This window comes from Tateyamaria pelophila (assembly GCF_019966495.1).
Classification (GTDB): Bacteria; Pseudomonadota; Alphaproteobacteria; order Rhodobacterales; family Rhodobacteraceae; genus Tateyamaria; species Tateyamaria pelophila.
This window is the reverse complement of the sequence record NZ_JAIMIA010000127.1, coordinates 1-12,128: the sequence shown is the minus strand read 5'-3', so window position 1 is coordinate 12,128 and position 12,128 is coordinate 1. Positions and strand designations below refer to the sequence as shown.

At 57.0% G+C, this 12,128-nt stretch carries 8 protein-coding genes; 3 read left to right on the top strand and 5 right to left on the bottom strand.

What is annotated here, in order from left to right:
- Positions 1-733 precede the first annotated feature (733 nt).
- Positions 734-1,225 (top strand): hypothetical protein, encoded by a 492-nt coding sequence (locus LC354_RS23210; protein ID WP_223428359.1) that lies wholly within the window; start codon positions 734-736, stop codon positions 1,223-1,225.
- Positions 1,226-1,238: 13 nt separating this feature from the next.
- Here the strand turns inward: LC354_RS23210 and LC354_RS23205 are convergent, their stop codons facing one another.
- Genes LC354_RS23205 through LC354_RS23185 form a run of 5 tightly spaced genes read right to left on the bottom strand, consistent with a single transcriptional unit; the run spans position 1,239 to position 9,457 of the window.
- Complete coding sequence (locus LC354_RS23205; RefSeq protein ID WP_223428358.1) at positions 1,239-2,318, bottom strand: polyprenyl synthetase family protein; 1,080 nt, start codon at positions 2,316-2,318, stop codon at positions 1,239-1,241.
- A 4-nt stretch (positions 2,319-2,322) separates the two neighbouring features.
- The gene (locus tag LC354_RS23200; protein ID WP_223428357.1) at positions 2,323-4,485 is read right to left on the bottom strand and encodes a hydroxysqualene dehydroxylase; all 2,163 of its coding nucleotides are present in this window, start codon (positions 4,483-4,485) and stop codon (positions 2,323-2,325) included.
- Positions 4,486-4,487: 2 nt separating this feature from the next.
- Entirely contained in the window at positions 4,488-5,324 is an 837-nt protein-coding gene (locus tag LC354_RS23195) for a DUF3237 domain-containing protein (RefSeq protein ID WP_223428356.1), read from the bottom strand.
- Positions 5,325-5,337: 13 nt separating this feature from the next.
- Entirely contained in the window at positions 5,338-6,306 is a 969-nt protein-coding gene (locus tag LC354_RS23190; RefSeq protein ID WP_223428355.1) for an encapsulin, read from the bottom strand.
- Positions 6,284-9,457 carry an adenylate/guanylate cyclase domain-containing protein gene (locus tag LC354_RS23185; RefSeq protein ID WP_223428354.1) on the bottom strand — a complete coding sequence of 1,058 codons (3,174 nt, stop codon included), beginning with the start codon at positions 9,455-9,457 and terminating at the stop codon, positions 6,284-6,286. Before LC354_RS23185 ends, LC354_RS23190 begins: the two co-directional genes overlap by 23 nt.
- A gap of 330 nt (positions 9,458-9,787) precedes the next feature.
- On the opposite strand from LC354_RS23185, the gene LC354_RS23180 reads away from it, so the two are divergent.
- Positions 9,788-10,393, top strand: coding sequence for a transposase (locus LC354_RS23180; protein WP_223428353.1), 606 nt, complete (start codon positions 9,788-9,790; stop codon positions 10,391-10,393).
- A gap of 233 nt (positions 10,394-10,626) precedes the next feature.
- Positions 10,627-11,700 (top strand): mechanosensitive ion channel family protein, encoded by a 1,074-nt coding sequence (locus LC354_RS23175; protein ID WP_223428352.1) that lies wholly within the window; start codon positions 10,627-10,629, stop codon positions 11,698-11,700.
- The last annotated feature ends 428 nt before the right edge of the window (positions 11,701-12,128 follow it).

Here is a 12,128-nt window from a genome sequence, read left to right as displayed (position 1 = left end):
AACTTGAAGATGCGCTGGCTATCGCCGAAGCAATCGAAATCTAAAGGCGTGGGCCGTTTTCACGGACGGCCCAAAGCTGCCGCTCGCAAACCATGTTGTATGCTGCGATGCGGCCCGTCAAACCTGCCGTTCGCTGCATCGGTGAAATCAGGAGCGAGGCGAATTCACACACAGCGGACTAAGCCGCCTGATGCGGGTGTAGCGAGCTTCGCGGTCGAACGTTCACCAAATCGCGAAATAAGTTGCGGCACTGCAGCGCGTTTTCCCAAGAGCGGTCATATAACTTGGTCAAATTGCCCGAACCCAAACCGGCCGCTCGCGGCGTTAATATCGGACGTCTCAGGCGCGGGCAGAGTTACCTGTCGGTCATGCCATATGAATGGTGGTTTTCGGACGTAGTCAAAGACTTTTACCAGAGCAGCGAACTTGGAAAATGTAGGCACTAACGGGTGCGCACACGAAAAGCGAAGCCAGCCCAATGAATGATCCAAACTAAAACCGCCGTTCTGGACATTTCGATCAAATCAGAGACGCGTTCAACAATTAAGTGGCGGCGGCCTATCGTCGATAAGATGGCGCGCAGTTTGCATAGAGTGCAAACATTCAGTTACGCTAGGTTAAAGTGTGGCGATGTCCGCTTTGTTCACAGCGCGTCGCACAATCGAGGATCATAGTTGACGGATAGGGGAGCGGCGGACCACAGTGGCCCTGTCTGAAACGCAAGGGAGGGGCAATGCCGTATTTTGAACGCAAGCCTTGGTTGGAGTCGGTGCAAGAGGTCGCAAAGGCCGAACCACCGGACGCTGTCATCGTAATGGGCGAGAATGAGTCCGGGATTGGCGACATAGCCCGGGACGTTCTGTCGGCTGAAATGAGGCCGCAATATGCGTTGGACGGGCCCTATCGCTGCCGCCAGACACTGGCACCCGGGCAGAGTGGATCCATAACGCTGGAAGTTTCGGCAGACAGCGCCGGTAGCGCGCTGACACTGGACTTGTCGCCAAGCGATCTGCGAAGCCGCAGCGGTGCGATTATACCCGCGAACAAGATCGAGGTTTGGCCCGGGCAAGTAACCATTGCACCCGGCACCAGCGCGCGGTTTGTCGTGGAGATTCTGGTGCCACTGCAAACCGAGCCCGGGATTTACACCGGGAGGGTCATCGGGAGCGGACCGGAGCCTTTGAGCTTTTTGATTGAAGTGGAGGTCGGGCGACCCAAGTCGTGACGCTCCAATCGTCTCAGCGATCCCGCGACAGCATGTAGTCCATCAGATCCGCGATGAACCGACTGTCTTCGGGGAGGGTGCCGGCAAAAAGTGGCACATAAGCTTTTTGCGCCTCGGCCAGCAGGTCGCGCGCGGCACTTTGTGCATAAGGAATGCAATCATAGGCATGCATTCGCTCCATGATCCATCCCACTTCATCTTCTGATCGCTCTGCGCGGGGCTGGGCCAGAAAACGCTCTAGCGTGCTGCGTTCTAATGGCTCAGCCAAAGACGCCAAACGCGCCAGCATCAACGTGCGTTTGCCTTCGAAGATATCGCCGCCGATTTCTTTGCCATAAGCTTTTTGCGAACCGATCACGTTCAGTACATCGTCCTGAATCTGGAATGCTGCGCCAAGAAAGAAGCCAAAGGCGTTGAAATCATCAAGGTTGAGCCGCCCGGACGCAACATCGTCGGGGCGCGCAATCAACGCACCGATGCGGCAAGGATGAATGAAAGAATACCAGCAGGTCTTTTTGAGGGTCATGCGAAGATAATCGGAGGGACCGACATTCAGGGCGTTGTCGCGGATCATGCCCAGTTCCAACGCTTGGCCTTCGATGGATTGCATAAGCAAATGGTCGAACTCGCCCAGCACTTGCGCCGCCGTACGCGGGTCGAGCGGGCCGATATTGTGCCGCAATAAACGCAGCGCCAGGGATTGCATCGCATCGCCTAGGTTAACGGCGAGTGGCACACCGATGGTGTGGTGTTCACACGGGCGGCCACGACGAAAATCGCTGATGTCCTCGATATCGTCGTGAATCAGGAAGGCGTTATGCAGCAATTCCAGTGTGGCCGCCGATTGCAGCGCGTCGTCAGGGGACCCGCCAAAGGCCTTGCAGGTTGCCAGCAACAGGGCCGGGCGCAGCCCTTTACCGGAGTTTTCGATGAATGCGCGCATGGGCCCATAGAGATGGTCGAACGGCTCTGTCATCGGAATCTGCTCGAGAAGGCGGGTGCGTGCAGTCCCTCCATAGTCGCTGAGAGTGTCCAAAAAAGCCGCGCGGTTGGCCTGCGGCATGTACCGCTGCTGTGTGGTGCGCTCCGACATCGGCTCAGTCGATCTGGCGCACGGAGAGGCGCCGTGCAGGCAGGTCGGGGCCATTGTCGTTCCAAATTCCACCCATCGGATGGGCTAACTGTCCGCTCGGGCCCTGCGCAATATGTGGGCCTGCCGTGATCCGCTCATTCGGCCACGGAGCCTCGTCGACCAGGTTGCTTTGTTCCGCAAGATCAGTGGCAAGGCCCGATACTTCTTTGGTACCCGGGATCTCGAGATCGAAGCCGGGGAGATATTTCGCCATTTCAGCGACAATGTCCTTGGGCGGCCCGATCATGCGCAGCGCATCGGACAGAGCCGGGTCATTCAGCGGTCTACCAGTGGGTTCCGACCACACGCCAGCAATTGGTCCGATGGCGGCAAGTGGCCCTTGCCCGCCATATTCGGTGCCCGTCGCCGTCTGCACCATCTTGAGAGAGGCCTGCATGGTGACGGCCAAACGGTCATCCCACGGCAGACCTGCATGATAGCGCGCCTTGTCATAGGCCCGCATGGGCTCGAGGAAGTCAGGTTCGTGCAGATCCCAGATCTTGCAGGGTATTGCGTCAGACCCGCTGTGTTCAATGATGGCGTTCACCGCCCGGCGCGCCGCTTCATTGGCGCCTTCCATCGTGGCCAGATCAGTATTGGTGCGCACATAGTCTGACGCTAAGCAGAAGTTCGGAATTTGTGTTGCCGCATCCGGGCGCAACCGCCAGGTGTTGACGCGGTTGACCAGCAAAGGCTCAACATCGGTCATGGTACCGGGGTTGGCAGGGTCCTGTTGGATGTCAGGATCTAGGAACCAATAGTGCAGGTCTTCGTCGCAAAGCAGCTCTTCGCCCGCGACATTAAGGCTACGCTTCATCTGCGCCCAGACCTCCATCGCGATCTCTTCGCGCGTGCAGGCGCGCGCATCCTTGCCATTAAGACCGGGTTTGTCCCATTGAGAAATATCGACTGACAAAAGACCCTTGGATTTGCCGTCTCCCCAGTTTTCAAAGTCGATATCTGACCAGAACTGGTGTTGCGAGACCGCAGTCAGCGCCCAAGAACTGTCAATAAATATCACATGGCCATCTGTTAGTCTCACATCGCGTTTGAGATAGAATTGTATGCCGTTCATCCACTGCACATTGCGCGCCAGAGGTGTCAGTAGAGCAAGACCGGGATCAGCGTCGATCATGGGTTTGGTGATGAGCGTGGCCATGCGTTCGATAGGCAATGCGCCGATGTAGTAATCGCCGCTTATCCGGCGGGCGGTACCGTTCTGGTCCTCGACCATCACACCGGTGACCTGGCCATCACGGCATTCAAGTTCGGTCACTGTGGTTTCGAAGTGGTATACGACCCCTTTGGACCGGATGTAATCGAGCCATGGCTGAATCCACGCAACATTCGTGGGCGCGTTCAAAAGACGATTGGAGGCCGGTTCTGGTGCCACAATACCGAACAGCAGCTGCATAAAGATGTCGCCGATCGTCTTGGTGCTGGCGGTGCGGGCCTTGGCTGCGACAAGAGAGCGGGTGATCCCAATCGCAAGAAATTTCTGATACGCTTCCGATCGGTGCTCGGCGCCAATAAATTCCCACCAGCCAATGCGTTCGTATTCGTCAAAACGCCGTTCCTTGCAGGTCGTCATGATCCGCCAGATGCAGGCCGAGAAGTGTTCGATGTCCTCAAAAGCGATCTCATCACGCGGAGAAATTCCATAAAGGAACGTCTGCAGCACGTTAGCAGCCTCCTTCAGGTCGCGCGGAAAGCGCTCGGGTAACACGATGCCCGGCTTGTCATAAAGTGCGACAAGGACACGGGTCGTATCGACAAGATTGTCGGCCACAGTACCTTTGTCATAGAACGGAATGCGTTCCATCGTGTTTACGATGTGCTTGTAGAAATTAGGGAAAAAGCGAAAACCATGCTCGCCCGGCAGCCATGCGCGGCGCGCATCGGGGCGCGCAGCGTACCCGTCCATCGAAAGCCAGTCTCGCAGAGCCTTTATGTGTGCTTCCTTTGAGCCGTAGTCACCCTCGCCTTCCATTACGGGGATCGATCGCGCCTTGCCGCCTGCAATCATCTGACGCTCGACGACTTCGACCTCGAAACCGCGTTCGATCAATTCGTGTGCGGCACTCATACCGCCAACGCCGCCACCCAGAATAATGACTTTTTTGGCCATTCTCAGCCTCCTGTCTTTCCGGGCGTCTGCAGCCCTAACGCGTAAAGATCGTATTCAACAAGGAGGGATGACATTGTCACGTGCCCGATCCCGATACACTGCAATCGATTGACCCACCTCCATTTCGCGTCCGAGGTCAGGAACCGTGGGGTGAGTTGGATAGGTACCTGATCCGGTGGCTTGCCAGCAACCAGCGCAGAATGCCCATCGGGTCCGAAGTCTACGACGCCGCTGTATTCAGCCATCAGTTTTGCACCGTCCAAGGTCGTGACTACGATCCGCGCATCCGGGATGCCGATCCCATCGGTGCGCACGCGCATCCAATCACCGCCAACTTGGTCGATAGCACCGTTGATATGCGCCCCTTTCACCGTCCCGCCCGGGGCCAGAGGATAGAGTATCCGCAGCCCGTCGGGCGTCTCACCGACATCGACCGGCGCATCGGCCAGCGGAATGGAGACACGGGCCAAATGGGTGGCATCAATATCAAATCGCGGCGCGCTGCGTGGCTCAGGTTTTACCGCAACAGCGGAGTCTGTCACCGGTTGCACGCCGGGGTCGGCACGCTTGATGCCATTCTGTAACACAGGCCGCCAGTTGATAACTTCGGTCGGGCTGCATTCAGGCAGATCGGCAGCAAATATCTGCATCCCGCTTTCTGGATCCACGCCAACGGGCCATGCCTGAACCGCCTGTTCCGGCCCATCCCCAACGCGGCACAGCAGGCGCAACATATTCGCTGGCGAGGCGGGCCCCGCCAACACCTGAACCCGACGACCCAATTGAACGAGCGGATCGGCCCAAAACAGGTTCAACCCCTGATGTGAAAACTCTGCCATAATGCGTGCTCGGTCACAGGGTGAAAGTCGCGATTGCTTTCGCCTCTTTCACGCGCAGGGCGAATTTCTGCTGCACCCGAAAGACATGTTCGGCGTCTGAAGTTGTCTGCAGGTACCGCACGGAGATGTCGCCTGGCACAACAATTTCCACCGGAGCACCCTGTAGCGAGATCACTACCGCGCTTTTACTTGGCACGGCACTGGTGCGGCACAGAGGACCATTCAGGAAGGGCAGGATACTGTCGCGCGGCAGCACCATGCTGGAAGGCATCGGTCTGGTAATATCACGGAACAGATCGTCGCCCATGGCACAGGCGAACGGACCATAATGTCCCTGGCCTTCGAGGCACTGTATGGCGTCGACAATGGAGTGGAACACCGCTTGCCCAGGTGTTTCGAAGTCGCCGGTAATATCCACTGTCTTTGCGCCCTCGGCGCCGAGCAATCCCGGATTCTCATGGCCGCCATTGATAGAGTAGACTGGAGTCAGGTGGGACGTGCCAGCGCCACCTTTGGGACCCGCTCCAACGTTTTCCTGACCGTTGAATATCAGAGCATCTTCCAGTCGGGCGATGATATCAGCGGCCCGGCGGAACATGATCATCGCGCTGGACAATTCCGGATCGGCGACCTGTGAATTCTTCAGATATACATTCACTGAAAGCGTCGTCAGGCGCATCGTGGTGTAATCATCGACCTCAAGCCTGGCATTCGTTGCGCCGTCCGGTATCGGCTGCAACTGGTTGATCGGCACAGCCACAGTATCAGACGGCAAAGGGCCATAGAGTGGCAGGAAAGACGCTGCCACCCGGGCGTTGAGTGCTTCGTCGTGCACGACTTGGCGCACACGGTTCCACTGGTCTTCGGTCCATTCAATATTTTCGCTCACTATCGTCCCTTTCCGCGCCGCTGCGGGCACTCCAAAATCTAAGTTTTTGTCAGTCGTTCTATGTAGCCATCTAATCGTAATATGAACGGGCATCCGCATCCGCTCGTTTTACAAGCTGAACTGCGCCCTGAGCCTGCGCCACTGCGCGGGCCGTCAAAAAATCTGTTCTTGCGGCGTCTGGTTTACCCAACGCGTGATTAGCGCGCCCGCGCATGCGATAAAGTTCAGATAACGCGGCTTTTTCCATTCTGGTTTCCGCCTGCTTCAACCCATCCTGTGCTAAGTCAAATGCCGCGTGAGCCTGACCAGTCTGGATCATGAGATCACCAATCATCTGAAAATACACAAGGTCGGTGACCCGCGATCCAGTGGTCAGAAACATTTCGCGCGCTTGGGTGACATATGCCAGACACGCTGCGGGATCACCAGAACGGGCCCCCTTTGCGACCGCTTTTTGCACATCAGCCACGCGTTTCCACATGATGTACCCTTCCTCTTCAGAGAGGCGATAGCACCGGTCGGAAACTTCGGCCAATTGATCCCACTCATGTTGAAACGCCAGCGAGTGGCCCAGCCCACCAAGCCCATACGCAAGCGAAGGTTTGTGGTTTAGACTTTCGGCGTAAGGGATGATCTCGGCATGGGCTTTAGCGCTTTGATCTTCAAAGCCAAGCGCCCAAAGCGATGTGGCCTCGATAACGCGCAAGTTAAGCGAGCTGGACAGCTGGAAATTCTCGATGATCTCGGCCTCACTGCTGGGATCATAACGCGCCAGCCCAAGGCGAGCGCGGCTTAGAGCATCTTGGAATTCACCCCTCCACAAATGGCTGTATGACACGGCGTGATCCGCGGTTGTTAGCAGCATCGGTGCCCCCACTGCATCGGCCATGGCTTCTGACTGATGCGAAGATTCCAAACACGCGCCCATCTCGCCTCGCAGAAAATGCATAGTCCAGACACCCCAAGTCGCGCCGTATAGCGCCTGACCATCGTTCAACTGCCCTGCGAGGTCACGCGCACGGAACGCTGCCGCCTCAACCTCCGGCGCGCCCCAACCGTAAATCGACATGGCGGCAGGCATCAGCGACATTTGCAAACCGAGTTCAGTGCCGTCCCGGTCTGACCCCTCGGGTTGCGTTTCGAGCAAGCGCAAAGCGGAATTCAGGTGGGCAACCGCAGACAGGTTTGACGCGCGGCCGAGAGCTTCATGCCCAGCACGGGCCCAATATGTGATCGCCTCCGCGGTCAGCCCGCCCAACTCGCAATGGCGCGCGATGGTTTCAGGCTCCTGCGTGCCAAAATTTTCATGTTCGCCCAGCATTTGTTGTGCTAGGACTTTGTGCAATGTCTGACGGCGGCTGCGCAGCATGGACTCGTAGGCTGTATCCTGCACCAGCGCGTGGTTGAACACATAAAAATCAGGACCCGTCAGACCATGACGATGCAAGATGCCGGCCTCTTCGATCTGCATCAGCGCACGTTGTACGTCCACGCCGTCAGGGGCGATTGCCGAAACCATGGGCAGGGTGAATTCCCTCCCGATCAGCGCCCCGAGCTGGGCGATTTCCTTGGCAGGTCCCATGCGATCCAGACGCGCCATCAGCGAGTCCTGCAATGTCGCAGGCACCGCGATCTTGTCGAGCTTATCCGAATGCAGCGCAAAAGGGTCGGGAAAGACTTCGAGAACGGCCTTTGTCATTTCCTCTACATAGAGAGGCACGCCATCGGCTTTTTCCAGAACCCGCTTGGCAAGTGCTTCAGGCAGGCCTTTTCCATCCGTGACATTGGCCATGAGATACTTGCTTTGCTGTTCCGATAAAGGGTGAAGCGTCAGGTGGGTCGCGGCATCCCGGACTTTCGGCGATGGCTTGTAACCTGGCCTGTAGGTCACCAGAAGCAGCAATGGCTCGGCATAAATACGGTCCGCGAGAGTGTCCAGCAATTCCAGCGTCATGGGGTCTGCCCAGTGGGCGTCTTCGAGGATTGCGATGGCCGGCCCTGAGTGCGTGGTGCTGAATACACGGCGCACGACCATGTCCCGACTGCGCCGCGCAAGTGCCACCGCGTCCGTTTTGCCAGCATCCTCTGATCTGGAACCCACAAGGCTGGCCAGCGCCTCCATGTCGTCTTTATCAAGACCAGCATCCGAAGATACGATAGCTTTGGCCTTGTCATGGCGGGCCTCGGCATCGTCACTTCGCAGGATGCCTGCGGCACGCTCCAATTCTCCTGTGATCGGGTGCAGTGCGCGGTTGCGGAGATGCGGCGCGCATTGCCATTCAATCGACGGTGCCCTTGCGGTGCTGAACAGGCTGCGGATCAGCCGGGATTTCCCGATACCCGCTGGCCCTTCTATCAGGGCGATACCGCCCTTACCTTGTGCGCAAGCGGCCCACATGATTTCCAGCGTATTCAACGCGTCCTCGCGTCCAATGATCGGGCGCAACCCGTCGGCAGCGCGGGCATCAAAACGGCTTTTGGCGTTTACTTCACCTTTCACGGCGAACACAGCGCGCACTTTATCGAAACCCTTGATCTGTTGCTCACCCCGGGACTCGAATTCGAACGCACCGGAGGAAAGTTCGCGGGTCTGATCGGCAACCAGCACCTCGCCCGGATTGGCTAGCGATTGAAGGCGAGCGGCAAGATTTGGCGTCTCGCCGACGACGAAATCCTTGTGCGCAGTGGCATCTCCCACCATATTTCCGACAACGACTCGGCCCGTCGCAACGCCGATGCGCACATTGAGCCCGTCTAGAGCTTTGGACCGAAGTGATTGCACCGCATGGACCGTTGCAAGTCCTGCGCGGATCGCCTGAAGTGCATCATCTTCGCTGGCCTGGGGATACCCAAAGTAAACCATCAGCCCATCTCCCTGCGTATAGGCCAAATACCCACCAAAGGTCCGCATCGTCGCGACGGCGGTATCGAGATATTGGGTAATCACACTGCGCAGGTCTTCCGGATCAAGCGCCGAAGCAAGGTTGGTTGAGCCCACTAGATCGCAGAAAGCCACCGTCAGGTTGCGTCGTTCGGCAGGCATTTCGGGCGTGCCATTCGGCGTTCCGATGTCAGCGATTGCCTTCATCAGGCGCTTTCGCTCGCCCAATTTGAACCCGATTTCCTTCAAATCGTCTTCTGACAGAGACGGCAAAACGTCGATATCAATATCTTCATCGGCAAGACGACCGTAACAGTCCTCCAAGCTGTGAGATGTCAAGAATAGCTGCAATTCTCGCGCCACCAGAGGCCCCCGATCTCCGATATTATCGGCGTCAACCGCCGAATCAACCCGTGGTTAACCTTAGCAAACCTCGAAAAACAAACAATGATTCTGGCGACAAGCCGACGACCAAGCAATATGCGGAACTCGATGGGGACCATGGAAATGCAGGGAAATACCTCCCACCACATGATCAGCCCCACCTGAGCGGTTCAGATTTCATGTTAGTGCATGATTGGCCTAGCCCGAATTATTCATGAGAGTGTTGTGAGGGTAGCGTAAGCGTTTGAAACTGGTTATTTTTCTGTTTTCACAGTCAGAAAGCCCTGTTTCAAGGAACGCCCCCTCACTATGCTGCAGTCTATTTCCCCAAAGCCCGTTTTGTCACCCGTGAATGGCAAGCCAATTCTGTTCAATTTTGACGGTGCGGAAATGAGTTCGAATGCTGGCCTGACGCTTTTGCGGGAGGTTGAACGCCAGCACGGGCTGGCAGGTCTTGTGGCATCGTGCCTTACCGACCAGCGCGACCCGAACAAGACGCGGCACAGTCTGGATGACATCGCCCGATTTCGGATCTTGATGATCGCAGCGGGATATGAAGACGGCAACGATGCGGCTGACCTGCGTCATGACCCAAGCTTTAAGCTCGCCTTGGAACGCGAAGCAAAGTCCCGCTACTCGGTCATAGCCTCTGTCGAGTTTGCTGCGGATTGCACCAACGGCCGCTTTTCTTTCTGCGGCGCAATTGATGGTTTCGCTCAACTGAGTTGCTGCATCTGCGAGCATCGGGCCGGACCATGTCGGCATTGGGCTCACTGCCGACCTTCGCTGCGTTTGCACACGAAATCAACGCCGAGCCGGAAGACGAGCGGCGGCAGTGCGGACTTTGCAGTCGTTCAGGTCACCCGTTACGACTGGCCGCATCCTGCGCAATGCCGACAACTGCCAGCTTTCTGAACAGTCTGTTCAGCGGCCTTTCCGGTTGTTCGCTGCCGATCTATCGCCTCTGGTTTCACCCGCACGAAACCCTGAATTGCGGGCGGAGCAGCTACAGCCCTCCGGTAGTTGACAAAATGCCAGCGCCTCGACTATCTCTTTGCAGGCGCTCTTGATGGTCCGGGTGTACGTATATAGCTCAGGCCCGCTGCACGCTGGTGCCGGGCGCGTCATCAGCACGTGAGGGTCAAAACTTGAACGACAGTCTAGCTGCCAACGTTTCCGCGCAGACCGGCGTACTGCTTGCCTTTTCGACCCTGGCGCTGTTTATATTTTGGCGCCGCGTGAAGCTGTTAATGCCAGTTCAGGCTTTCTTGAAGCGGTTTCCGTGGGGCAACGCGGCGATCGATCTGGTCCTCCTGCCGACCGCGGTCTTTGGTTCTGGACATCTCGTCGAGGTCCTGTCCGGTCGGATCGGCCTGTCGATATGGCAAGGCGCCATCCGGGAAGTTACCCAACTCCTGGTCGTTCTCGTCATCGCCTCGGGCGTAGCAAGACTGATCGAACTCTGGCTGGTGTTTCAAAAGCCGGGGCAAAAACCGGACGGACGGGAAATGAGGCTCTCACAACTAGCGCGGTCCGTTCTGTTCGGATTTTGCATTTTCATCGGCCTGTTTGTCTACTTGTCCGGGAACGATTTTGCGCCGACCGAACTCTATGTTTCCACAGGAGCGGTCGCTGCGGTGGTTGCCTTTGCCATGCAACAGACGCTGGGCGACCTGTTCTCCGGAATCGCGCTCGGCATAGAACGACCATTTCGGATCGGCGACTGGTTGCGGTTCAGTGACGGGATGGAAGGCGAAGTTACGGATATCAACTGGCGTGCAACCCGGCTTCGCGGTTGGGACAATACGACCTACGTCGTTCCTAATGGCGAGCTTTCGCGCCATAGCTTCACGAACCTGCACGGCCCGGATCACGTGTTCGGGCCGTGGTACCTGGTCCAGATATCCGGTGACACAGACCCGCATGACGTCAAGGTTCTTCTGGAACAAGCTGCATTGCGCTGTGAGGCGGTTCTTCAGTCCCCCACCCCAATTGCGCGTCTCATGGATGGCACATCGAACCCTTACACCTACATGGTTTGGGTACACTTCCCCAATTATCCAACGATGTTTGCCGGGCGAGAGCAGCTTTATCGCGAAATCCATCGCACATTGCGGGCCGAAGGTTTGCAGATTTCTGCCGACATCCATGAAATCCGGCATCGTTCGGGCGAGGATGCTGCGTTCAAGTCGTCGGTTGTGCCCACAGTAGAGCAATCGTGAAGCCTGCTTCAACGTCAAAAAGGGCAACCGACATCCCGTCCGAAAAATAATTGTCCGGCGATAAAATGAATTGCTGAACTAGGCTCTCTGCCGACCTTCGCTGCGTTTGCACGACAGAAAAAACTGGTCGATGCCCTGAGCGTCCGCTTTCTTCGAGCGGCCCTTTCGATTTCGCACTTGCGGCGAAAGTCCGCAATCCGCCCATCTGCATGTGCTCCTTCGACTGGATGGTCGTACAGATCGCTCCCGCTTTGGGCTGACTGCTGTCATCTGACAGTTTTCGCTCGGGATACTGGTCTCATGTCCTAAAGCCATGCTTTCACTTGGGCACCTTGTGTCAGGTGGCGAACACTAGTGCGTCGCGTCGCCATATTTGACATCGTTTGAATTTTCTGAATCTTTTCAAAAACACTTTTGGAGGTTTTTTT

Bases quoted from the DNA above. Each gene is read 5' to 3' on its own strand.
- LC354_RS23210 (WP_223428359.1), top strand. From the start codon at position 734: ATGCCGTATTTTGAACGCAAGCCTTGGTTGGAGTCGGTGCAAGAGGTC.
- LC354_RS23205 (WP_223428358.1), bottom strand. From the start codon at position 2,318: ATGTCGGAGCGCACCACACAGCAGCGGTACATGCCGCAGGCCAACCGC.
- LC354_RS23200 (WP_223428357.1), bottom strand. From the start codon at position 4,485: ATGGCCAAAAAAGTCATTATTCTGGGTGGCGGCGTTGGCGGTATGAGT.
- LC354_RS23195 (WP_223428356.1), bottom strand. From the start codon at position 5,324: ATGGCAGAGTTTTCACATCAGGGGTTGAACCTGTTTTGGGCCGATCCG.
- LC354_RS23190 (WP_223428355.1), bottom strand. From the start codon at position 6,306: ATGCCCGTTCATATTACGATTAGATGGCTACATAGAACGACTGACAAA.
- LC354_RS23180 (WP_223428353.1), top strand. From the start codon at position 9,788: ATGCTGCAGTCTATTTCCCCAAAGCCCGTTTTGTCACCCGTGAATGGC.